This window comes from Hymenobacter sp. ISL-91, assembly GCF_018613725.1.
Taxonomy (GTDB): Bacteria; Bacteroidota; Bacteroidia; order Cytophagales; family Hymenobacteraceae; genus Hymenobacter.
In genome coordinates, this window is the sequence record NZ_JAGGPS010000024.1 from 1 (window position 1) to 22,522 (window position 22,522).

Genomic DNA, 22,522 nt, shown 5'->3' on the forward strand with positions numbered 1-22,522 from the left:
ACCACCAAGTGCGTAAGTCCTAGGCCTGAAAGAAAGGATAAAAGCGGTATTATTATTGCGCGAAACCACTATATAGCGCCGGGGCGGTAAGGCCCCCGATAATTTACTCACCGATTCTGAAGTGCCGTTTTATGTCCTCAACTACTACTATTTCGCGCTTGCTGCGCCGGCTGCTATCAGGTAGTTGTTCGGCGCTGCTGCTGGGCGCACTGCTAACGGCCTGCGCCTCCAGCCAAACGCTGAGCGTTGTGCCGGCTGGTTGGGGCAAAGTCCCGGTGACGAACCTCATCAGCCACCCCGACAGCGTGTACGTGCGCTTTCATTTCGTACGGGCCGAGCCGAAGGAGCTGGTTTTTGAGGCCGAGTTCAGCAACGCCGCCAACCACTCGGTTACCATCGACCCAGCTGGTTTCTACCTCCTGCCGCTGCCCGATAGCACTGCTAAAACTGCCGCTGTTGCGGCTATTGGCCCGGCTTCTGCGGCGGGCCGCCTGCTGGCTTTCGACCCCGAAATGCGGCTGGACTCGCTGGCCCGCCTCCGCGACGAGCTGGCCGATAAAGCAAGCCGGGTAAGCCTGGCAGAAGTGCTGCTGATGGTGGCCAACACGGCGGAAACTGTGGCCAGCATCAACCGGTCCGAAACACCCATCGAACGAACCAGCCGACAAGTACGCCAGCAGGCCGTCCCGGCTTTTTTTGAAGTGCAGCGGGTGGTGCGGGCCGCTCAGGCCCAGCATCTGCACGCAGTAGTTGCCGAGCAAGCTGTAAGCAGCCTGCGCCGCGCCACCCTGCTGCCCGGCGACCGGGCCGTGGGCCTGGTGTATTTTCCGCGCCTCGATACGGCCTGGCAGCTGCGGTTCGTGCTGGCCTTCGACGAGCAGCCGGTGCACTTCGATTTCACACAGGAAACCCGAAAGCTGAACGGGAAATAAGCACAGTCCTGAACGCACGGCGGCCCGCCCGAACTAGGTTCGGGCGGGCCGCTGGATGTTTGGGCGTACGCCTGGGCTATACCAATTCGGCTAGTTCCAACCAGCGGAGTTCTTTCTCTTCCAGCTCCTGAGTGAGGGTCCCGAGGCGGGCACCCCAGGCCGCAAACTCGTCGGCGCTGCCGCTGCCACCGTTGAGCTTGGCGGTTACCTGCTGCTTCTCGGCTTCGAGAGCGGCCATGTCTTTTTCGAGCTGCTCGTACTCGCGCTTCTCGGCGTAGGATGCGCGGCGCTTGGGGGCGGCCGCCGGAGCAGGCGCTACGGCTGCTGCAGGCTTGGCGGCTTCGATTTTAGCTTCGGCGCGGGCTGTTTTGGCGGCTTTTTCCTCTTCCAGCAGCGCGGCTTCGGTTTCGCGCTCGGCCAGGTACTCGCGGTAGTCGGTGTAGTTGCCGGGGAAGTTGAGCACCGCCCCGCCCGGCTCCAGCACAAACAGGTGCTCGGCCAGCTGGTCGAGGAAGTACCGGTCGTGCGACACGATGAGCAGGCAGCCGCCGAAGTGCAGCAGGAAATCTTCCAGGATGTTGAGCGTGCTCAGGTCGAGGTCGTTGGTGGGCTCGTCAAGAATCAGGAAGTTGGGGTTTTTGATGAGCACCCGCAGCAATTGCAGGCGCCGCTTTTCGCCCCCGCTCAGCTTGGAAACCAGCGTGTACTGCTGGGCCGGCGGAAACAGGAACAAACTCAGGAACTGGCTGGCCGTGAGCACGTCGCCGTTGGCCAGCTCCACTACTTCGGCCACTTCTTTTACAATGTCAATCACGCGCTGGGTGGGGTCGAACTCCAGCTCGGTCTGGGTGTAGTAGCCGAACACGGTGGTCTGGCCCACCTCAATGGTACCCGAATCGGGCTGGAGCTTGCCCGTGAGCATGTTGAGCAGCGTGGACTTGCCCGCGCCGTTGGGGCCCACCAGACCAATGCGGTCCTTCTTCTTGAACACGTAGCTGAAGTCGTCGAGCACCACGTTGTCGCCGAACTTCTTGTTCAGGTGGCTGGCTTCGATGATTTTGCCGCCCTGGCGGGTGGTTTTCACGCTCAGCTCCACCTGCTGCTTGCTCAGGTTGGTGCTGGCCTTTTCCTTCGTGATGTAGAAGGCGTCGATACGAGCTTTCTGTTTGGTGCCGCGGGCCTGGGGCATGCGGCGCATCCACTCCAGCTCCTTTTTGAACAGCTGGCGGGCTTTCTCTACCTCGGTGGCCTGGCGCATTTCGCGGTCGGCCTTTTTCTCCACGAAATAGGCGTAATTGCCCTGATAGCGGTACATCTGGCCCTTGTCGAGCTCCACGATTTCGTTGGCCACGCTGTCGAGGAAGTACCGGTCGTGGGTGACCATGAGCAGCGTGAGGCTGGGGGAGGAGAGGCGGTTTTCGAGCCACTCGATGGTGGCCAGGTCGAGGTGGTTGGTGGGTTCGTCGAGCAGCAGCACGTCGGGCTCCTCAATCAGCACGCGGGCCAGGGCTACGCGCTTGCGCTGCCCGCCCGAAAGCATGCTCACGTTGCGCGTCAGCAGCTCGCCCAAAATGCCCAGCCGGCTCAGAATCTGCTGCACCTGCGCCTCGTAGTCCCAGGCCTGGAGCGAGTCCATGCGTTCGAGCACCCGCTGCAAATCGTCGGCTTTGTGGTCGGGGTCGTTCACCACATGCTCGTATTCCTTGATGGCTTTGAGTGTGTCGTTCTGGCTGGCGAAGATGGTTTCTTCCACCGTCATCGTTTCATCGAACACCGGCTGCTGGCCCAGGTAGGTTACCCGGATGCCCTTACGCACGCTCACCAGGCCGGTGTCGGGGACTTCGAGGCCCGCCAGAATGCGCATCAGGGTGGTTTTGCCGGTGCCGTTGATGCCCACGAAGGCTACCCGCTGGCCCTGGAGCAGCCCAAAGTTCAGGTCTTTAAACAGCCACCGGTCGGCGTAGTTTTTGGAGAGGTTCTCGGCAGAAAGAAGATTCATGCCGCAAAGGTACGGCGGGGGCGGGGGAACTAGGGAACCGGGAAAGTTTTGTCATCCTGAGCGGAGCGAAGGACCTTATCACATTTGAACGAGTCGTTGTTGCGTGATAAGGTCCTTCGCTCCGCTCAGGATGACAGTATATTTGCCTGCTCAACCCCATCACCTGCTCAGCCCCACCACTCCCATCACCCCGCCCCATGCCTTTCCCGATGACTTCGCGCCGCTGGCTGTGGCTGTTTCTGCTGGTGCTGGGTGGGGCCTTTGCCTGGCAGCTGGGCAGCTGGGGGCCGCTGGAAAGCAGCGAGGCCCGCTACGCCGAAATCGGCCGCGAAATGCTGGCGGGCGGCGACTGGCTGCACCCGCGGCTGCTGGGCATCCAGCACTTCCATAAGCCGCCCCTTACGTACTGGGCCACGGCGGCGGGGCTTGGGCTGTTTGGCGTGAATACGGTGGGCGTGCGGCTGCTGCCGGTGCTGGCCGTGCTGGCGCAGGTGGGGCTGGTGTACGCGTTGGGCCTGCTGCTATTTGGCAACGACCGGGCCCGGGCGCTGGCGGCGGCCGTCATCTACGGCACGTTGCCGGTGGTGCTCATCTCGGCCCTCAACGTAACCACTGATGTGTACCTGGCTACGCTGGAACTGGCGGCGGCTTACGGCATCGTGCGCTACTACCACTGCGGCGGGGCGCGCTGGCTGTACCTGTTCTGGCTGGGGCTGGGGCTGGCGTTCCTCACCAAGGGGCCGGTGGGTTTTGTGCTGCCGCTGATGGCCGTGGCGGGCGCCTACTTCCGCGTGCCGGCCGCCGAGCGTACCGGAGTGGCGCGGCGGCCGTTTACGGTGCACCACGCGCTGGGGCTGGGGCTGTTTTTGGTGGTAGGGCTGAGCTGGTACGGGTATCTGGTGGCCGAAAATCCGGCTTTCGTGCGCTATTTCCTGTACGAGCACACGGTGGAGCGCTTCGCCAACGCAGATACTTTCGACCGAAGCAAGCCCTGGTGGTTTTACGTGCTGCTGGCCCCCGCCACCAGCCTGCCCTGGGCGGTGGCGCTGGTGGTGCGGGCCGCGCGCACACCCTGGGCCACGGTGCCACGGCAGTGGCGTAATGTGCTCATCTTCTGGGTGCTGGTGCCGCTGCTGTTTTTCTCGCTTTCCAGCTCCAAGCTGCTGTTTTACGTGCTGCCTGTATTTCCGGGCGTGGCCTTGCTTACTACTTACTATCTGGGCCGCTGCACCGAGGACGTGCTGCACCGTTGGTACGTGGGCATCATGGGGTTTTTCGGGCTGCTGCTGGGGGGGCTGTGTTTGCTGCCGATTTTTGCGCCCGCCTTCGAGCTGGGCCTGGAGCTGCGGCCATTAACCTCGCTCTGGCCGGCTATTGGCGTGGTGGTGCTGGTGCTCACGCTCAGCATCTGGGACCAAGTGCGCGTGGCGCCCCGGCTGCTGGTGGGCACTGTTATTTTCACAGTTTTCCTGCTGATTTCGGCCAAGCCCATCCTGCAGCAGAACGAGCTGGCTCTTAACGGCAGCCGCCCGCTGGCCGAGTTTATCACCCAACGAGGCCTGCAGGTTCGGCCCATAGTAGTCTACGACCAATTGCTGCCCTCCCTGGCCTTCGAGCTGGGCACGCTGCCAGTGTTTCTGCACGACGGCAACACCGCCCTTAACCGCGAAACCCAGTTCGAGCCCGGCACCAGCTGGCACCGCCACCTGCTCTACCTCAACCAGCCCGAAGCCGATGCCCAGCTCCGCTGGTTGATTGCCAGCCAGCCGGTGCTGCTGGTAAAAGGTGAGCTGAGACCCGAACGCCGCTGGCTGCTGCAAAGCTTCACCCAGTACCAAAAGCTGGGCCAATGGGTCGTGTTCTGGTGATTTGGTGACGTGGTGATTTGGTGATGGGGCAGCCCCGGAGGGGCGCCATATCGGTAGCAGGTCAGCATCTATTCGGGTTAAAGCCCCAGCGGGGCGACACCCCTCGTTCAGCGGTTGGTGCCGCCCCGCTGGGGCTTTTTCTACTTCTGGTTATGTCACGGCTACCGATATGTCGCCCCTCCGGGGCTACACCTATTACCAAATCACAACGTCACCAAATCACAACGTCACTAAATCACCACGTCACCCATTCACCGCCCGCCGTACAACGCCGCGGCCTTTTCGCGCAGGTTATAGCCCGATGACATCACCTCGCCGTAGGCTCCCACCGAACGGATGGCCAGCAAGTCGTGGCGCTGGGTTTCGGGCAGCAGCCGGGCGCGGCCAAACGTGTCGGTTGATTCGCAGATAGGCCCCACTACATCATAGGCCAGTTCGGAAAGCTGGCTGCTGAGGTTTTCGATGTGGTGGTGGCTGCCGTAGAGGGCCGGGCGCATGAGTTCGGTCATGCCCGCATCGAGAATAGCGAAACGCGTGTGCTGGCTTTCTTTCACGTAGAGCACCCGGCTGAGCAGCGTGCCGCACTGGGCCACCACCGAGCGGCCCAGCTCCACGTGTACCTGCTGGCCCGGCCGCCGCTGCAGGTGCTGGTCGAACAGGCCGAAGTAGGTCTGGAAATCCGGAATCGGGTGCTCATCGGGCTGCTCGTAGCTGATGCCCAGGCCGCCGCCCACGTTGAGGTGGGGCAGGTGGTGGCCCCGGTCTTCGAGCCAGGTCTGCAGGTCGTTGAGCTTGCGGCTGAGGGCGGTAAACACGCTCAGCTCGGTTATCTGCGAGCCAATGTGGGCGTGCAGGCCAATCAGCTCCACGTTGGGCAGCTGCTCCAGCTGCTCCAGTACGCCGGCCAAATCGGGCAGGCTGATACCGAACTTGTTGGCGTCGAGGCCCGTGGTGATGTGGGGGTGGGTGTAGGCGTCGACGTTGGGGTTCACGCGCAATGCCACCCGCGCCCGCCGGCCCTGGGCGCGGGCCAGCTCATCGAGCACCCGCAGCTCGGGCACCGATTCGGCGTTGAAGCAGAAAATATCGGCCGCCAAGGCCAGGTTTATTTCGGCATCCGACTTGCCCACGCCGGCAAACACTACGTCATCGGCCCCAAAACCGGCTTCCAGCGCCCGCGCCACCTCACCGCCGCTTACACAGTCGGCCCCCAGTCCGGCTCGTTTTATTCGTTCCAGAATGGGCAGGTTGAAGTTGGCCTTGAGGGCGTAATGCACCCGGAAATTGCCCGGCCGGGCCGCCGCCGTCAGGGCCGCCAGCGTCTGGTCGAGCAGGGCGAGGTCGTAGTAGTAAAACGGGGTAGGCTGATTCAGAAATTCAGCAGGAAGCTGGAAAGGCATAGAAGTAGGTAATTGGGGTTGTGATGGGCTGGGATTGTTTGAGGAATTCGGCGTTATCGATGGAAAAGAGCGGTGTCATGCTGAGCGAAGCGGACCGCAGTCGAAGCATCTCTACCGCTTCGTCGCAGTCATCAGGGCAGGGTTACTACTACAGTAGAGATGCTTCGACTACGCTCCGCTTCGCTCAGCATGACAGGATTCTCTGCCTCCGCTAGTTCCGCCCCTCAAACAGCCCGGCGTTCAATGCCTGCAGCGCGCGCACTTTGTCTTCGGTGCTTACCAGAATGCTGATGTTGTTGGGCGAGCCGCCGTAGCTGATCATGCGCACCGGCACATCGCGTAGGGCGGCAAAGGCGCGGTGGGCGCTGCCGTTGGTGTCCTGCGTGAGGCTGCCTACCAGGCAGATGATGCTTTGGTTTTCATCAACGGCCACCGCGCCAAAACTCTGCAGCTCGGCCACAATCTGGGGCAGGCGGCCGGCATCGTCGATGGTCAACGAAACCGCTACTTCCGAGGTCGTAATCATATCAATGGCCGTGCGGTGGCGCTCGAACACCTCGAACAGGCTCCGCAGAAATCCGTGGGCCAGCAGCATCCGGCTCGATTTCACGTTGATGGCCGTGATACCGTCTTTGGCGGCAATGGCTTTGATGGAACCAGTGCCGGTGCGCGCCGAAATGAGCGTGCCGGGGGCCTCGGGCTGCATGGTGTTCAGCAGCCGCACCGGAATTCCGTGGGCCCGCGCCGGCAGCACCGAGCTGGGGTGCAGGATTTTAGCCCCGAAATAGGCCAGCTCGGCCGCTTCATCAAACGACAGCTCGCGCACCGGATAGGTGCCGGCCACCACCCGCGGGTCGTTGTTGTGCAGCCCGTCGATGTCGGTCCAGATCTGGATTTCCTCAGCCCCCAACGCCGCCCCGATCAGCGAGGCCGAATAGTCGGAGCCGCCGCGCCGCAGGTTGTCGATGCGGCCGTGGGCGTCGCGGCAGATAAAGCCCTGGGTGATGAACAGCGCGTCGTCGGGGTAAGGAGCCAGCGTGGCGGTCAGCCCCTGCCGGATGGCGGGCGCGTCGGGCTCTCCATCGGTGTCGAGGCGCATGAAATCGAGGGCAGGCAGCAGTACGGCCGGGCGGCCCAGCACCGTTGTTACGTAGCCGTACAGTAGCCGGGTACTTAGCAATTCGCCCTGGGCCAGAATGATTCGCTCGCCCTCGGGTGTCAGCGGTAGATGGGCGGCCAGCTCGTGCAGGGTCTGGAACGATTGGTCCAGCGTTGGCCAGTAAGCCTCGGCCTCAACTGCACCAAGCAACTCGGTGGCCACCGCTTGATAGCGTTGACGCAGCTGTTCGAGGTGCGCGGCGGCTGGGGCGGCGTTGCGGGCATACAGCAGGCCGGCCAGCTCGACCAGCGCGTTGGTGGTACCGCTCATGGCCGACAGCACCACAATACGCCGCTGCAGGTGCGGCGCGTGCATCAGCTCCGCTACTTCGCGCATCCTCGGCACCGATCCGACGGACGTGCCGCCAAACTTCATAATCTTCATAAGTAACAGATGTGGGGCAAAGTCCTGCTTCGCCCGGGCCAAAAAAAGCGCCGACCCTCGAAAGGACCGGCGCGGAAAACGTTCAGAATCAGGTATAGTGAACTAGTGCGACGGTCGGGTCGGGGTGCGTTTCTTCGATTTCTTGCCCATCGGCTTACTGCCGGCTACCTGCCCACATGCCACCCCGGCCCCGGCCGAAAGGCGGGCGCAAGCGAGGGAAGAGAATGTGAAAACAGAAGTCAGCATAGGAGCAAGCCGGCAACCCCGGCGCATTAGCGGCCGCAAGTACGCTCCAGATTCGGAATATTCAAGAAAGGAGCAGGAAAAAAAGCTACCGCACCGGCACCGGCATTACCGGCAGGCTTTCATGGCCCTCGGCATCCACGCTCACTACTCCGAACAGAAAATTATCCTTGTTGAAGGGCAAATCGGCTTTGAGGTCGGTGACGAAGAACTTCTGCTCCCACTCGGAGGCGTTGGTGGGGCGCATGAGCACGTAGTAGCCGGCCGGTTTTTCGCCCGCGGCGGGCGCCTCCCACTGCAACTCGGTGCGGTTGGTGAGCTTGGCCGTGAGCACGCCCACGTTGCGCGGAGCGGCCGGGGCCAGGGCCAGGCTGGCCAGCGTGGCCAAGTTTACGCCGGTGTTCTGGCGCAGGTAGGCAAAATCCATAAACTTGGCCAGGTCGCCGTATTCCTCGCCGTCTTCGGTGCGCAAATCCTGGTGCTGGTGCCGGAAATCCTCATTTACCTCCGTGAAGCGCACTGCCGTGAAGCCCTGCTGATTGAAAGGCGTGTGGTCGCCGCCGCGCAGAAACCGGTCGGGGCGGTATACCAGCACCACCTCGTGGCCGGGTACGTACTGCTTGGTGGCCTCGCGGGTGTAGCGGGCCAGCAGGCGGCTGGGCGAATCGTTTTCCGAAGAAAGCGTACGGCGCATGCGGGCCTGCTCGGGCGTTTCGTTGGCCGGAATTCCCTCGCTGAGCACGCGCAGCTGGGTGGTGTTTTTGATGGTTGGGTCGTGGCCGGTCGAGTTGCCGATGATGTCGTTGTTGAGCATGGCCACCAGGTTCCAGCCCTCTTTCTTGGCCCGCTTAGCCATGTGCGTCGAGCCATAGAGGCCCTGCTCTTCGCCCTGTACCGCCACAAAAATAATAGTGGCCGGAAACTGCTGCTGGCTCATCACGCGGGCCAGCTCCATCACGGCCACCGTGCCCGAGGCGTCGTCGTTGGCACCGGGCGCATCGGCCGTGGCGTTCATCACGTCGCTCACCCGCGAGTCGATGTGGCCACTAACGACGAACACGCGCGTATCGGTAGGGTCGGTGCCGGGCAGCGTGGCCATTACGTTGGCCATCAGCACGGGCGCGTTGATGCGGCGGCCGTCGGGCTTCACCGTGAACGTGTCCTGCTCGACTTTCAGCCGGCCGCCGCTGGCCTTGCTGTACTTGCGGAACTCACTTTCCACCCAGTTGCGGGCCGCCCCAATACCGCGTTTCTTGCTCTTGGTGTCGGAAAGCGTGTGGCGCGTGCCGAAACTCACGAGCTTGTCCACGTCGTCGCGCAGATTTTTCTCCGAAACCTGCTGCACCATCTGCAGGATGAGCGGGTTGGGGGTGGTGGCGGGCTTGGTCTGGGCGAAAACGGGCGCGGTGAGGCCCAGGCCGAGTAGTAGGAGTAAGGAGCGGGACATAGAGTTGGGTGGTGGTTAGGGTGGGAAATATAAGGCAGCGCGCGGGATGTAGCGCGAACCGAAGGACAGCGAAGCTAAGCCGGAGCTTAGCTTCGCTGTCCTTCGGTGCTGACTGCCAAACGACGTCGGGCAACAATACGCGCTACATTCCCAAAGACACGACCACACTGGCCGCGTTGCCGCCGAAGCCGGCCGCGTTTATCAGCACCCGCCGTACCGGCCGCTCGCCCGGGCCGTTTACATCAGTAGCAAAGGGCGGCGTGGGCCAGGTTTGGGTTTCCAGTACATGCAGGGCGAAATCCAGGCTAAGCGCGGCCGAAGCGCCCAGCGTGTGGCCCAGCAGCCACTTATTGGACAACAGCAACGGCAGCTGCTCGCCAAACACCGCCCGCAGCGCCGCCCGCTCGGCCGCGTCGCCGACCGGGGTGCCGGGCGAGTGCAGCACCACGGCATCTACTTCGGCGGGTGCCACGCCCGCTTGCTGCAGTGCGGCCCGCATGGCCTGCTGGAAGTGCTGGCCGTCGGCCGAAAGGCCGGTTTTGCTGCCCAGCGCCTCGAAGCCGAAGCCTACGCCATCGAGCAGCAACGCCGGTTCATTGGCTGCCTGCAGTGCCGCCCGGCTGCCGCGCTCCAGCACGAATACCGCCGCGCCCTCGCCCAGTACAAACGTAGAGGGCCGGCCCGCGCCCGGCCGGCAGGGCCAGTCGGTGGCCGCAAAAGGCGAGTAGATGCCGATGGCCTGCATCTGGGCCAGCGTGAAGGCCGTGAGCGGGGCCTCGGCCCCGCCGGCCAGAAACCGGTCGGCCATACCGGCGCGCAGCCACGCCACGGCATTGCCCAGGGCCTGAAAGGCGCTGCTGCAGGTGCTCGAATGACTCAGGGCCGCCGCGCCCACCTGCCCGGCATCAAAGGCCACCCAGCTGGCCACGTTGCCCAGCGTGGTCAGCGGCGAGGCGGAAGCCGGCACTCGCCCTTCAGCTAGAAACTCGGCATGGAACTCTTCCAGCCGCCCCGTCGCGCCCCGGCTGCTCCCGATGCTGACGGCTAATTGCAGTTGATTGGTGTCAGCTAACGGAACGTCATTCAGAGCGAAGCGAAGAATCTCGCTCGGAATCGTTGCAAATAGGTGCGATGACTCCGAGCGAGATTCTTCGCTTCGCTCTGAATGACATTTATTCTGCCGCGCAGCGGCTCGGGCGGCCAGCAGGGCCAACAGCACGGTGCGGTCGAGCTGGCGGTAGGCAGAGTGGGACTGGCGCAGCGCGGCTACGGCTGCTTCGGCTGCGGCCGGCAGTGCAGCCACGGGCAGGCCCGCCGGGTGCTGCGTGAAGGGCGAGGCTACCGCATTCCAATCGGCCCCCAGCCCCAGCGCCGACACCCGGCCGCGGCCCCGAATGACGATTACGAGGTCTGATTCGGATTTAGTCATGCAGAATGTGGGGCAGGTTGTCGGCGGGCACGAAATCCAGCACCAACTCGCGCATCTGGCGCAGCACGGCGTAAAGCAGTTCCAGCTCGGCGTCGGTGGTGCAGTAGGGCGGCAGCAGGTACACCACGTTGCCCAAGGGCCGTAGCACCACGCGCTGGTCGAGGGCGAGCTGGTAGAAGGCGTCGCGCAGGCGGCTGAAGTAGCTGGTGCCCTCGCCCGGGTCGTACTCCACGGCCAGAATAGTACCCCGGTGCCGTACCGCCCGAATGCCCGGCTGGCCCTCAACTTCGATTTTGAACGCAGCGTGGGCGGCGCCTATGCGCTGGCGCTGGTGGGTGCATTCGTCGGTGCGGGTGAGCTCCAGGCTGGCCAGCGCGGCGGCGCAGGCTACGGGGTTGGCCGTGTAGGAGTGGCCGTGGAACAGGGCCCGCATCTTGTCGTCGCTCAGGAAAGCGTTGTAGATGGGGGCTGCGCAGGTGGTCAGGCCCATGGCCAGCGTGCCGCCGGTGAGGCCCTTGGAAAAGCACATCAGGTCAGGCTGCTCGGTCAGCAGGCTGCTGGCAAACAGCGGCCCGGTGCGGCCGAAGCCGGTCATCACCTCATCGGCAATGGCCAGCACGCCGGCCGCATGGCAGCGGCGCAGCATCTCGCTCAGCACCTCGGGCTCGTATAGCACCATACCCGCCGTGCCCAGCACCAAGGGCTCAAAAATGAAGCCGGCCACGTTGGGGTTCTGCAGCAGCCGGTCGAGCTGGGACAGCACCTCAGTCTCGCGGCCCGGCACCGGCACGTCGATAAATTCCACATCGAACAGCAGCGGCCAGAACGGCTCGGTGAAGGCCCCGCGTGCACTCACGGCCATGGCCCCGAACGTGTCGCCGTGGTAGGAGTTCTGGAAGCAAATAAACGTGCGCCGCGCCGGCTGGCCCTGGTTGTGGAAGTACTGGAGCACCATTTTCAGGGCCACTTCCACGGCCGTCGAGCCGTTGTCGGAATAGAACGCGCGGGCCTGGTTCTGGGGCAGAATTTGCAGCAGCTGCTCGGCCAGCTCGACGGCGGCCGGGTGCGTGAAGCCGGCAAACAGCACGTGCTCCAGGGTGCGCAGCTGCTCGCTCACGCGGGCCGCAATGTGCGGGTGGGCGTGCCCGTGCAAATTCACCCACCACGACGAAATGGCGTCGAGGTAGCGGGTGCCGTCTTCGGCCATCAGCCAGCTGCCCTCGCCCCGGGTGATGGCAATGGGCAGCGGGGCGGTCTGCATCTGGGTGTAGGGGTGCCACAGCACGGCGGCGTCGCGTTCAGAAAGGGTGGGCATGGGGCAAAGGTAGCCCTGATAGCGTTTCCCGCAGAGGGCGCGGAGGTTTTCGCAGAGGACGCAGTGTCGTTCAACGAGCAGCACTGCGAAAACTGCTGCGCCTTCTGCGGGAAACGCTACCCCTCAAACCAAGTCCGGAATTCCGTCGCGTATCGCGCCACCACCGCCGCCGATACGGCCGGCTCCTCCCGTATGCGCGGCATTACCGGCCCATCGTAGTAACTCAGAATGGCCTCCTCGGTGGCCGGGTTGGGCGCCCCGTTGAATACGAGGCCGCGCACCGGAATCTGCCGCAGCCGCAATGCCTCCAGCGTGAGCAAGGTGTGATTGATGCTGCCCAGGTAATGCCGCGACACTACCACCACGGCCAGGCCCAGCTGCTGTACCAAATCGGCCACCAAAAAACCAGGAGCCAGCGGCACCAGCAGCCCGCCCGCGCCTTCCACCACCAAGTGGTTGGTAGTGGCGGGTAACTCAAAGTCGGTGAGTTGCAGCAGCAGATCCTCGGCGGCGGCGGCGGCGTGGGGCGAAGCCGGCAGCGCCAGCCGGTACCGCTCGGGCCAGAAGCGGCTAACCGGGTTCTGCACCAGCCCGCGCACGGTGCCCGCGTCGGTGGTGGGCGTCAGGCCCGCCTGCACGGGCTTCCAGTAATCGGCCTGCAGGGCTTCGGTGATGATGGCGGCGGCGAAGGTTTTGCCCACATCGGTGCCGATGCCGGTGATGAAGAGGTGTTCCAAAGGGAAAAGTCTGTGTAAAAGATGGATATAGAATGTGGCGCAGGTAGTAACGCGAACTTTGTAGTTCGCGACCCCACGCCGTTGGAATGGCGTTAACGGCGTGGGGTCGCGAACTGCAAAGTTCGCGTTACTACCTGCGGCCGGCTGCGGAATAGCCGTTACTTATACAGCCTATTGTCAGCCAGCCCATTCAGGTAAAACTGCACGCAGGCCTTCAATTCGTCGCCGTACTGGCGCAACTTGGTAGGGTCGGGGTGGGCGAGCGGCTTGGCGGGCAGCTGGTGGCGGCGGTAGGGGTAGAGGCGCACCTGGTTGTCGGCGGTGAGCTCCGTAACGTAGTCGGCGTGCACCAGCCAGTAGCTGCCGCCGCTGAAGAAAATGGCGCGGCCGCTGGTGCCGGCATCGAACACGGAGGAGCCAAAGGGCAGCAACTGGCCCTCGGCGGGCAGGCCCAGCAGGTCGAGTACGGTGGCGGGCACATCGGCCTGCTGGCTGATGCGCGGCTGGGGCAAAGCGGGTAGCGACTGGCCGGGAGCGAAGAGCAGCAGCGGCGTTTTGTACTCGCCCAGCAGGTTTTGGTAGCCGGGGTCGTCGGACTGCGAGGTATGGTCGGCCAGCAAAATGAACAGCGTGTTGGCGTACCAGGGCTGCCGTCGGGCCGTGGCGAAGAAGCGCCGCAGCGCCAGATCGGAGTAGGCAATGGTGGGCTGAATGGCCAGCGTGCCGGTGGGCAGCTTGCCCCGGTACCTGGCCGGCAGCCCGAACGGCTCGTGGGCGCTGAGCGTGAACAGGGTGCTGAAAAATGGCTGCTGCTGTCGGCTCAGTTGCTGCGCGAAATACTGCAAGTAGGGCTCATCAAAAATGCCCCAGTGCCCATCAAAATCGGGGCTCTGGGCCGCGCCAGGATACTCATCGAGCCCAAAGTACTGCTGCATGCCGCTCATGCCACCGAAGGTATTGAAGCCCATCGTGCCGTTCTGGGCCCCATGAAACAGGCTGGTCTGGTAACCGTGGCGGGCCAGGATACTACCCAGGCCGTGCAGCTTGTTGGTCTGAAATGCGGAGGTGATGAAGGCTCCTTCCATCAGGCTTGGCAGGCCCGCCAGCACGGCCGGCAGCGCCTCAATGGAGCGGCGGCCGTTGGCGTAATGGTCGGGCAGCAACAGCCCGCCGCCCCGGGTGGCCAGCGAGTCGAAAAAGGGCGTGTAGCCGCGCCGGCCGGGGTTTTCGACGCCTGTGTATTCCGAGCCGAAGCTTTCCAGAATGAGGACGACCACGTTGCGGCCCGGCAGCGGCGCGGCGGCCCGCTTCGGTAGCGGCCGGGCTGCCAGCGCCGCTTGCAAGGCCTGGGGTGAGGCGAAGTAGTTTTTGCGCTCGGGCGCGGCGTAGCCCAGGCTTTTGATAAACGTGAAGGTGCTATTGAGCGCCAGATGCCCCAGCACGGCCGGCTGCTGCACAAACGCCGCCCCGGTGCGCAACGGCTTGAGCTGCAAGCCGCCCCGGATGCCGAGCACCGTCAGGCCGGCTATAGCTGCAAGCTGCAAGCTCCAGGCTGCAAGCCTTTTTCCGTGCCACCGGCCTTTTCGGCCATCAGCTTGTGGCTTGCGGCTTGCAGCTTGTAGCTTCCCTTCGTCAGCTTGCCGCTCAGCCCGAGGCATTGGGTAGAAGTACCACAGCGCCGCCAGCAGCGCCCCAAAGGGCAGCAACAGCCACCAGTAGCTGAGCAGCAGCTGGCCGGCCTGCCGCTGCACATCGGCCCCGATGGTGCTCAGCTCGTTACTCGTGCGCCGGCCAATGAAGCGGAAGTACTCCCAATCGACTAAGTTCAGCAGCAGCCCGAAGCCGTTGAGTAGCAGGTACACCGCCCGCACCAGCCGCTGCCAGCCCTGGCTCCGGCCGGGCACCAGGCTCAGCAGCAGCCACGGAATATTAAGCAGCAATAGCGCCGCTACATCGAACCGGAAACCGTGCCAGAACGCCAGCGACACCTGCCCCGCCGGAGCCTCCCGGAATACGGCGTAGTTCAGCGCAAAAAAGCCCAGCCGCAGCAGCAGATACGCCCCCAGCAGCAGCGCAAAACGACGAACCAGCAGACGCAGAAATTCGGTGGGCATGAGCTGATAATAGGTCAAATTAGTTGGGGCCCTAAACGGGTAGGGGCAGAGCTTAGCTTTGCCCCGCCCCTACATCGGACATTGGTAACAACGATTCTCGTTAGTGGTAGGCATAGACAGCCCCTACAGCGGCGCCAGCGTTACGGCTTGCCCGTCGGGCAAATCCTTGATTTGCCGATGAAAATCGGCCAGCCAGGCCAGCCGGGTGGCTACGGGCACAGGCTTGGCCACGGGCGGAGCCGTGGCGTTGGTGGCAATGCACAGCGGCGGGTACAAACTCAGCAGCTGCCCCGGCTGCAACATGCCACCGGCCTGCTGAAAGGTGCGCAGCGGCTCCAGGCCCAGGGCATCCACCGGAAACTTCTCGGCCCCGAACAGGAAGTGCTTGAAGTCCACGTCGAGGTCGGCCAACTCGCCGGTTTCGGTGTCGAGCAGCAGCACGGCGTCGCCGCGCAACAGGAACTGGTTGCCCACGCAGTCCTGCCCAAACGGGATGTCGGATTTGCGTAGCTCGCCATAGGTGCGCCAAAGCGCCCGCTCGCCCTGCCACACGGGGGCCAGCGCGTGCCAGCCTGGTGCCGCCACGCAGCCCCGGATGTGCAGCCCCCCAAAGTAGGCCACCACCCCGTTCTGCGCCCTTAGAAACGCCTGTAGGTAGGTCGGCAGCTGCGCCAGGGTTGCGAGGTCAGTCAGTTCGCCGCCGGTATAAAGTAGTCCTTTCATACTGATGTCAGATACGAAACCTGCCCTTCTTCTCAGGGCTTCCATCCCGGAAAAAGGAGGCAGGTCATTCTTACAGAAAAGCCTTTCCTGCACGGTGCAGGAAAGGCTTTTCAATGCAATCAGCGAGTTACTTACGCTGTGTGGTACGAACCCGCTTCAACGGCTGAGTCCTCGTTGAGCACGCTGTTGACGTCGGTCAGCTCTAGGCCGAAGGCATCGGCTACGCCCTTGTACACCACCTTGCCGTTTACCACGTTCAGGCCAAGGCGCAGGTCGTCGTTGAGCAGGCAGGCCACGCGCCAGCCCTGGTTGGCCAGCTTGAGGGCGTAGGGCAGCGTGGCATTGGTGAGGGCCAGCGTAGAGGTGTAAGGTACGGCACCCGGCATGTTGGCCACGCAGTAGTGCACGATATCGTCGATGATGAAAGTTGGGTTTTCGTGGGTGGTGGGCTTGCAGGTTTCGATGCAGCCGCCCTGGTCCACGGCCACGTCCACGAGCACGGCGCCCGGCTTCATGGTCTTCAGCATATCGCGCGTAACAAGGTGCGGGGCCTTGGCGCCCGGAATCAGCACGGCCCCAATCACGAGGTCGGCCGTTTTCACGGCGGCGCGGATGTTGTAGTCGTTCGAGTACTGGGTGGTCACGTTTTTGGGCATGAAATCATCCAGCTCCCGCAGGCGGTTGAGGTTGATGTCCATGATGGTAACCTGAGCGCCGAAGCCGGCGGCAATTTTGGCTGCCTGCGTGCCCACGATGCCGGCACCGAGTACCAGCACTTCGGCCGGCTTCACGCCGGGTACGCCACCGAGCAGAATGCCGCGGCCTTTCAGGGGCTTCTCCAAGTATTTGGCACCTTCCTGTGGGGCCATGCGGCCGGCCACTTCACTCATCGGAATCAGCAGCGGCAGCGCCCGGTTAGCCGATTCTACGGTTTCGTAGGCCAGGCAAACCGAATTGCTTTTGATCATGGCGTGGGTCAGCTCCTCGCCCGAGGCAAAGTGGAAGTAGGTGAACAGCAGCTGGTTCTCCTTTACCAGCGGGTACTCCGAGGCAATCGGCTCCTTCACCTTGATGATCATGTCGGCCTTGGCGTACACGTCCTCGATGGTGGGCAGAATGGTGGCGCCGGCCTGCTCGTACTCCTCATTCGAGAAGCCGCTGCCTTCGCCGGCCGTAGCCTGCACGTATACCTCGTGGCCGTGCTTTACAAACTCGGCCGCACCGCCGGGCGTCAGAGCCACGCGGTTTTCGTTGTTTTTAATTTCTTTAGGAACGCCGATCAGCATGGTTGACAGCAGGAAAAGTGGGTGGGTAAATTGGGTGGGTTAACGCGGGTGCAAAGATACGGGGAGAATTGGTGTCAAAGAGAAAATGGACTGTCATTCTGAGCGAAGCCGGAGGCGAAGTCGAAGAATCTCGCGTGCAGTGGTAATCCTTGATAGTGGAATTACTGTGGCACGCGAGATTCCTCGACTTCGCTCCGCTCCGCTCAGAATGACAGTCCATTCTCTAACCTCTAACCTCTCTACTTAAACGGTACCGACGTACCGCTTTCCTTGAGCATGCTGCCGGCGTTGAGGTCTTTTACCAGATCGGCCGTGAGCGTAAGCTTAGCATCGCCGGTCAGGTCGTTGCTGGTAATCACAACGGCTTCCTGCTGCTGGCCTACCCGGCGTTGGTTGTATACCAGCTCTACCACGGCCGATGCGCCGGGCTTAATGGGCGACGGCACGTTCTTGTAGCCCACGCAGTAGCACCCCGACGTAATAGCGCTCAGCACCAGGTCCTGCTTGCCGGTGTTGGTTACCTTGAAGCGGGCCGTGAGTGTCTGGCCAGCCTCGGCCTTGCCGAAGTCGTGGCGGGCGCGGTCCAGCGTCAGGCGCGGCGACTGGGCCAGCTGGGCGGGCGTAAGTTTGGAGCGCATCTGCTCCTTGTTCAGCACATTGCCCTTGATGGTGAGTACCGTGCTGGGCGTAGTGGCATTGCTGACCACCGTGACGGTTTTGTTGAACACGCCGGGCCGGCCGGCGCTGCTGTACACGGCCTTCACCATGCCGCTTTTACCGGGCAGAATAGGCGTTTTGGTCCAGTCGGGTGTGGTGCAGCCGCAGCTGGCTTGCACGTTGGCAATGATGATGGGTTGGTTGCCGGTATTCTTGAACCGGAACTCGTGGGCCGCCATTACGCCCTCCGGAATGGAGCCGAAATCGTGCTGCTCGCCCTGGAAGGTGAGTACGCCCTGGGCGCGGGCAGCCGAGAATGTGGCAAAGCTAAGGAGCAGGAAAAGCAGGTGTTTCATAGGAGAAAATTATTGGCAGTCGAAAGCACTTACCTGACGTTGTTGTTTGCCGTTCAGTTCGCCGACCTTACGCAATCAAAGATACTCAACGAAATACACCCGCCGCGGCATCGGCCGCAAATCCGTACTTTTGTAGGCCTGTTTTCCGGGAAGCAGGTGCCCACCCCCTTGTCAGCCCCCGGTTTTCCATCCCACCCGCCGCCCCGTCTATGCCCACTACCGACACCGCCCCCACGATGCCTACCCGCGTTGCCTCGCTTACTAAAACCGATTTCCTGCACGACTACCGCCTGGGCTGGGAAAGCCGCCACGCCTCGCTGGCCGGCCGCAAGGAGGTGTTCATGGGCAAGGCTAAGTTTGGCATCTTCGGCGACGGCAAAGAGCTGCCCCAGCTGGCCATGGCCCGCGCCTTCCGGGCCGGCGACTGGCGTGCCGGCTACTACCGCGACCAGACCTTTATGCTGGCCATCGGCGAGCTGACGCTGCAGCAGTATTTCGCCCAGCTGTATGCCCACCCCGATGTGGAGGCCGAGCCCGCCACCGCCGGCCGCGCCATGAACGGCCACTTCGGCACCCGCTTTCTCGATGAAGACGGCCAGTTCCGCCCCTCGGCGCAGATGAAAAACTCGTCGGCCGACATCTCGCCCACTGGTGGCCAGATGCCGCGCCTCGTGGGCTTGGCCTACGCCTCCAAGCTCTACCGCCAGAACCCCGAGCTGCACCAGTTCGCCGATTTTTCGGTGAACGGCAATGAGGTGGCCTTCGGCACTATTGGCAATGCCAGCACCTCGGAGGGTATGTTTTTCGAGGCCATCAACGCGGCCGGTGTGCTCCAGATTCCGATGCTCATCAGCGTCTGGGACGACCACTACGGCATTTCGGTGCCCGCCGAATATCAGACGACCAAGCAGAATATTTCCGAAATCCTGAAAGGCTTCCAGCGCGAAGGCGAAGGCCAGGATGGCTTCGAGATTTACCGCGTAAAGGGCTGGGACTACCTGGCCCTGCTCGAAACCTACGAGCAGGCGGCCGAAGTCTGCCGCGCCCAGCACGTACCCGCCTTGGTGCACGTGCAGGAAGTAACCCAGCCTCAGGGCCACAGCACCTCGGGCTCGCATGAGCGCTACAAGAGCACCGACCGGCTGAGCTGGGAGCAGGAGCACGACTGCCTGCTGAAAATGCGCGAGTGGCTGCTGGCCGAAGGCCACGCCTCGGCCGACGAGCTGGACGCCATCGAGAAAGACGCCCAGCAGCTTGTAAAAGAAGCCCGCACCGCCGCGTGGCAGGAGTTCTTCAACCCCATCAAGCAGGAGCGCGACGAGGTGGTGGTGCTGCTGAACAAGCTGGTGGCCGAAACCGGCACCGAAAACCAGCTTCACGAGTTGGTGGAAACCCTCAAGCACAACACCACGCCCATCCGCGCCGATTTGGTGCGCACCGTACGCCGGGCGTTGCGCCAGGTGCGGGAGCAGCGCAGCGCCGGCCGCCGCGAGCTGCAGAACTGGCTGGAGCAGGCCCTGGCCGACAACGCCGACCGCTACAACTCCTACCTGTTCAGCCAGAGCGAAGAAGCTGTGGGAAACATTGAGGAAGTAGCAGTAGCGTACGCCGACGATGCCGCCTCTGTAGACGGCCGCGAGGTACTGCAGGCCTGCTTTACGGCCAACTTTGAGCGCGATGCGCGCATCTTCGCCATTGGTGAGGACGTGGGCCGCATCGGCGACGTGAACCAGGCGTTTGCGGGCCTGCAGGAGAAGTTTGGCGAGTTGCGCGTAACCGATACCGGCATCCGCGAGTGCACCATCATCGGGCAGGGCATCGGGGCCGCCATGCGCGGGCTCAAGCCCATCACCGAAATTCAGTACCTCGACTACCTGCTCTACGGCATCCAGACGCTCTCCGACGATGTGGCCTGCCTGCAGTACCGCACCAAAGGCGGCCAGAAGGCTCCGCTTATCGTGCGTACCCGGGGCCACCGCCTCGAAGGCATCTGGCACTCGGGCTCGCCCATCCAGATGATTCTGGGTGCCATCCGCGGCATTCATCTGTGCGTGCCGCGCGACATGACCCAGGCCGCCGGCTTCTACAACACGCTGCTGCGGAGCGATGAGCCGGCCATCGTGATTGAGTGCCTCAATGGCTACCGCCTCAAGGAGAAAATGCCCCAGAACCCCGGCGAATTCACGCTGCCGCTGGGCCGCCCCGAAACCCTGCTCCGCGGCGCCGACCTCACCATCGTCACCTACGGCTCGATGTGCCGCATCGTGATGGAAGCGGCTCAGCAGCTGGCCGAGGTGGGCATTGCCGTAGAGGTGATGGACGTGCAGACCCTGCTGCCCTTCGATACCGACCACCTGATTGCCGACAGCCTCCGGCGCACCAACCGCGTACTGTTTGCCGACGAGGACGTGCCCGGCGGCGCTACCGCTTTCATGATGCAGCAGGTGCTCGACGAGCAGCAGGCCTACCGCTTCCTCGACTCGCAGCCGCGCTGCCTCTCGGCCCAGGCCCACCGCCCGCCCTACGGCTCCGACGGCGACTATTTCAGCAAGCCCAGCGTGGAAGACGTGTTCGATGCTGTGTACGAAATCATGCAGGAAGCCGACCCCAAGCGCTTCCCGGCCATCTACTAAGCACCGGCCCCTAACGCAACGCGCCCGCCCCGGTTGATACCAGGGCGGGCGCGCTGTGCGTAAGCTGCCGGGGCAACGGCTTTGGCTACTGCGGAATGGTTACCGTTTCGGTGAATACCTCATTGCTACGGTTTAGTGCCCGGTCCATGATGCTGACTTTAAAGCGAATAGCTGTGCCGGGAGGTAGTTCCGGGGTAGGAGAGATATCGAACTCATAATAGATTTCGCCACGTAATGGAGCTGCCCGGTCGCCTTGGCTGGCTGGCGTAAGATTGGGGTAGGTACCATTGATGACGTCGGCCGGTGGCGTATAATTGAGGAAGCTGCCATCGGGCTGGCGAATCTGGATCTGGCAGAAATAGTTGATCCGTTGGGGGTTATCAATTTTTGTATTAGGTAAGTACCGATTGAATGGTGGCAGGGTATCATTCTGCCCTAGGCCTAAGTCTCCGTCACCATCGCGGTAACCTATGGTAATGTTCACGCTGTCGAAGGGTCCGAAGCGGTTTACCACTGGTTGTATAGTAACCTTGCGAAACTCAATCTCCGGCGTGTCGGGATAGTCGGGCGGACTGATGCAGCCCGGTACCGACAGGCCCAGCAGGACCATGAGCACCGCAAAGCCCAGCGTTTGGAAAAGCAGCGTACGAGGTGAGCGCATAATAAAATTGCTTAAAGAGAAAGGCCAGAGCAGCCGGTCGGCGACGATGGAAAGGTAGTTGAAAGATACTGCATCTGAACGAACGAGCCGCCGCTGGCATTGTTCAACTTCTGGCTAACTGCCGGCTACAAAAATGAGTTTCCGCGAACAACATTTGCACGCCCTGCCCCACCTGACGGCCACCGGCGCCCCGGCCGCGGCGCTGGCGCTGTTCCAGTATCAGGCCCGGCATTGCGCGCCCTACGCCGCCTACCTGGCCGCGCTGGGCCACGACCTGTCCGGGGTGGACAGCGTGGAGCAGATTCCGTTTCTGCCCATCGAGTTCTTCAAGACTCACGACGTACGCACCGTGCCCGGCCCCGCCGCCGACTGGCGGCCAGCCGAAACATTCCTTAGCAGCGGCACCACCTTGCAACAGCGCAGCCAGCACCACGTACGTGAGCCCGAACTGTACCGCCAGCATGCCCAACGAATTTTCGAGCACTACTACGGCCCGCTTAGTGGCTGGACGGTACTGGCCCTGCTGCCCTCGTACCTGGAGCAGGGCGGCTCGTCGCTGGTGGCTATGGTCGAGCACTTTGCCCGGGCTTCGGGCCAGCGCCAGCCGGCCTTTTTCCTGCACGACCACGCGGCCCTGCTGGCTGCGCTGGCCGAAGCCAAGCAGCAACCCGGCCGAAAGGTGTTGCTGATTGGCGTGAGCTACGCGCTGCTCGATTTCGTTGAAGCCCACGCCAGTCGGCCCGAACTGCAGGGCCTGACGGTGCTCGAAACCGGCGGCATGAAGGGCCGCCGCCGCGAGATGATTCGGGAGGAGCTTCACGACGAGTTGCAGCGCGGTTTTGGCCCGGCTGGCATCCACTCCGAGTATGGCATGACCGAACTGCTGGGCCAGGCCTACAGCTTCGGCGACGGCCGCTTCTGGGCCCCGCCGCAGCTGCAAATTCTGCTCCGCGACCCCTCCGACCCGTTCTCCGTATCGGCCACCCGGGCCAGCGGCGCGCTCAACATTATCGACCTGGCCAACATCGACAGCTGCGCCTTTATCGAAACCAAAGACCTGGCCCGCATGCATCCCGACGGCTCGTTCGAGGTGCTGGGCCGGTTGGATAATTCGGATATTCGGGGCTGTAATCAGCTGGTGTAAGTGAACGAACGTCATTCTGAGCGAAGGCGGAGNNC

The 22,522-nt window shown here is 63.0% G+C and carries 16 protein-coding genes; 4 read left to right on the forward strand and 12 right to left on the reverse strand.

Annotated features, from left to right (window positions below):
* Positions 1 to 131: 131 nt before the first annotated feature.
* The gene (locus J7E24_RS10170) at positions 132 to 932 is read left to right on the forward strand and encodes a hypothetical protein (RefSeq protein WP_215137730.1); all 801 of its coding nucleotides are present in this window, start codon (positions 132 to 134) and stop codon (positions 930 to 932) included.
* 76 nt (positions 933 to 1,008) lie between these two features.
* Here J7E24_RS10170 and J7E24_RS10175 read toward each other — a convergent pair whose 3' ends face one another.
* Positions 1,009 to 2,931: an ABC-F family ATP-binding cassette domain-containing protein gene (locus tag J7E24_RS10175; RefSeq protein ID WP_215137732.1), complete on the reverse strand. Its 1,923-nt coding sequence runs from the start codon at positions 2,929 to 2,931 to the stop codon at positions 1,009 to 1,011.
* Positions 2,932 to 3,128: 197 nt separating this feature from the next.
* Between J7E24_RS10175 and J7E24_RS10180 the strand changes: the two genes are divergently transcribed.
* Positions 3,129 to 4,799, forward strand: a complete 1,671-nt coding sequence (locus J7E24_RS10180; RefSeq protein ID WP_215137734.1) for an ArnT family glycosyltransferase — start codon at positions 3,129 to 3,131, stop codon at positions 4,797 to 4,799.
* A gap of 251 nt (positions 4,800 to 5,050) precedes the next feature.
* Here J7E24_RS10180 and lysA read toward each other — a convergent pair whose 3' ends face one another.
* The 10 genes from lysA to J7E24_RS10230 all read right to left on the reverse strand — a co-directional run bounded on the left by lysA (position 5,051) and on the right by J7E24_RS10230 (position 18,049).
* Entirely contained in the window at positions 5,051 to 6,199 is a 1,149-nt protein-coding gene (gene lysA / locus J7E24_RS10185) for a diaminopimelate decarboxylase (RefSeq protein WP_215137736.1), read from the reverse strand.
* 211 nt (positions 6,200 to 6,410) lie between these two features.
* A complete protein-coding gene (locus J7E24_RS10190) occupies positions 6,411 to 7,742 on the reverse strand; it encodes an aspartate kinase (protein WP_215137743.1) in 1,332 nt (443 codons plus the stop codon).
* A 331-nt stretch (positions 7,743 to 8,073) separates the two neighbouring features.
* Positions 8,074 to 9,432, reverse strand: coding sequence for a M20/M25/M40 family metallo-hydrolase (locus tag J7E24_RS10195; RefSeq protein ID WP_215137745.1), 1,359 nt, complete (start codon positions 9,430 to 9,432; stop codon positions 8,074 to 8,076).
* Positions 9,433 to 9,574: 142 nt separating this feature from the next.
* The gene (locus J7E24_RS10200; protein ID WP_215137747.1) at positions 9,575 to 10,861 is read right to left on the reverse strand and encodes a beta-ketoacyl synthase N-terminal-like domain-containing protein; all 1,287 of its coding nucleotides are present in this window, start codon (positions 10,859 to 10,861) and stop codon (positions 9,575 to 9,577) included.
* The gene (gene bioA, locus J7E24_RS10205; protein ID WP_215137749.1) at positions 10,854 to 12,176 is read right to left on the reverse strand and encodes an adenosylmethionine--8-amino-7-oxononanoate transaminase; all 1,323 of its coding nucleotides are present in this window, start codon (positions 12,174 to 12,176) and stop codon (positions 10,854 to 10,856) included. The genes J7E24_RS10200 and bioA overlap by 8 nt, the downstream gene beginning before the upstream one ends.
* A gap of 116 nt (positions 12,177 to 12,292) precedes the next feature.
* Positions 12,293 to 12,913 (reverse strand): dethiobiotin synthase, encoded by a 621-nt coding sequence (bioD, locus tag J7E24_RS10210; protein ID WP_215137751.1) that lies wholly within the window; start codon positions 12,911 to 12,913, stop codon positions 12,293 to 12,295.
* A gap of 158 nt (positions 12,914 to 13,071) precedes the next feature.
* Complete coding sequence (locus J7E24_RS10215) at positions 13,072 to 15,027, reverse strand: LTA synthase family protein (RefSeq protein ID WP_215137753.1); 1,956 nt, start codon at positions 15,025 to 15,027, stop codon at positions 13,072 to 13,074.
* A 123-nt stretch (positions 15,028 to 15,150) separates the two neighbouring features.
* A complete protein-coding gene (locus J7E24_RS10220) occupies positions 15,151 to 15,750 on the reverse strand; it encodes a hypothetical protein (RefSeq protein WP_215137754.1) in 600 nt (199 codons plus the stop codon).
* 131 nt (positions 15,751 to 15,881) lie between these two features.
* A complete protein-coding gene (gene ald / locus J7E24_RS10225; RefSeq protein ID WP_215137756.1) occupies positions 15,882 to 17,036 on the reverse strand; it encodes an alanine dehydrogenase in 1,155 nt (384 codons plus the stop codon).
* A 239-nt stretch (positions 17,037 to 17,275) separates the two neighbouring features.
* Entirely contained in the window at positions 17,276 to 18,049 is a 774-nt protein-coding gene (locus tag J7E24_RS10230) for a DUF1573 domain-containing protein (protein ID WP_215137758.1), read from the reverse strand.
* Between the two features lie 209 nt (positions 18,050 to 18,258).
* On the opposite strand from J7E24_RS10230, the gene J7E24_RS10235 reads away from it, so the two are divergent.
* Positions 18,259 to 20,682, forward strand: coding sequence for a thiamine pyrophosphate-dependent enzyme (locus J7E24_RS10235; protein ID WP_215137760.1), 2,424 nt, complete (start codon positions 18,259 to 18,261; stop codon positions 20,680 to 20,682).
* An 85-nt stretch (positions 20,683 to 20,767) separates the two neighbouring features.
* Here J7E24_RS10235 and J7E24_RS10240 read toward each other — a convergent pair whose 3' ends face one another.
* The gene (locus J7E24_RS10240; protein ID WP_215137762.1) at positions 20,768 to 21,343 is read right to left on the reverse strand and encodes a hypothetical protein; all 576 of its coding nucleotides are present in this window, start codon (positions 21,341 to 21,343) and stop codon (positions 20,768 to 20,770) included.
* A gap of 133 nt (positions 21,344 to 21,476) precedes the next feature.
* On the opposite strand from J7E24_RS10240, the gene J7E24_RS10245 reads away from it, so the two are divergent.
* Positions 21,477 to 22,487, forward strand: coding sequence for an acyl transferase (locus J7E24_RS10245; RefSeq protein ID WP_215137764.1), 1,011 nt, complete (start codon positions 21,477 to 21,479; stop codon positions 22,485 to 22,487).
* Positions 22,488 to 22,522: the final 35 nt, after the last annotated feature.

What these genes read in the sequence shown, in the direction of transcription:
- J7E24_RS10170 (WP_215137730.1), top strand. Translation starts at nt 132, where the DNA reads ATGTCCTCAACTACTACTATTTCGCGCTTGCTGCGCCGGCTGCTATCA.
- J7E24_RS10175 (WP_215137732.1), bottom strand. Translation starts at nt 2,931, where the DNA reads ATGAATCTTCTTTCTGCCGAGAACCTCTCCAAAAACTACGCCGACCGG.
- J7E24_RS10180 (WP_215137734.1), top strand. Translation starts at nt 3,129, where the DNA reads ATGCCTTTCCCGATGACTTCGCGCCGCTGGCTGTGGCTGTTTCTGCTG.
- lysA (WP_215137736.1), bottom strand. Translation starts at nt 6,199, where the DNA reads ATGCCTTTCCAGCTTCCTGCTGAATTTCTGAATCAGCCTACCCCGTTT.
- J7E24_RS10190 (WP_215137743.1), bottom strand. Translation starts at nt 7,742, where the DNA reads ATGAAGATTATGAAGTTTGGCGGCACGTCCGTCGGATCGGTGCCGAGG.
- J7E24_RS10195 (WP_215137745.1), bottom strand. Translation starts at nt 9,432, where the DNA reads ATGTCCCGCTCCTTACTCCTACTACTCGGCCTGGGCCTCACCGCGCCC.
- J7E24_RS10200 (WP_215137747.1), bottom strand. Translation starts at nt 10,861, where the DNA reads ATGACTAAATCCGAATCAGACCTCGTAATCGTCATTCGGGGCCGCGGC.
- bioA (WP_215137749.1), bottom strand. Translation starts at nt 12,176, where the DNA reads ATGCCCACCCTTTCTGAACGCGACGCCGCCGTGCTGTGGCACCCCTAC.
- J7E24_RS10215 (WP_215137753.1), bottom strand. Translation starts at nt 15,027, where the DNA reads ATGCCCACCGAATTTCTGCGTCTGCTGGTTCGTCGTTTTGCGCTGCTG.
- J7E24_RS10220 (WP_215137754.1), bottom strand. Translation starts at nt 15,750, where the DNA reads ATGAAAGGACTACTTTATACCGGCGGCGAACTGACTGACCTCGCAACC.
- ald (WP_215137756.1), bottom strand. Translation starts at nt 17,036, where the DNA reads ATGCTGATCGGCGTTCCTAAAGAAATTAAAAACAACGAAAACCGCGTG.
- J7E24_RS10230 (WP_215137758.1), bottom strand. Translation starts at nt 18,049, where the DNA reads ATGAAACACCTGCTTTTCCTGCTCCTTAGCTTTGCCACATTCTCGGCT.
- J7E24_RS10235 (WP_215137760.1), top strand. Translation starts at nt 18,259, where the DNA reads ATGCCCACTACCGACACCGCCCCCACGATGCCTACCCGCGTTGCCTCG.
- J7E24_RS10240 (WP_215137762.1), bottom strand. Translation starts at nt 21,343, where the DNA reads ATGCGCTCACCTCGTACGCTGCTTTTCCAAACGCTGGGCTTTGCGGTG.
- J7E24_RS10245 (WP_215137764.1), top strand. Translation starts at nt 21,477, where the DNA reads ATGAGTTTCCGCGAACAACATTTGCACGCCCTGCCCCACCTGACGGCC.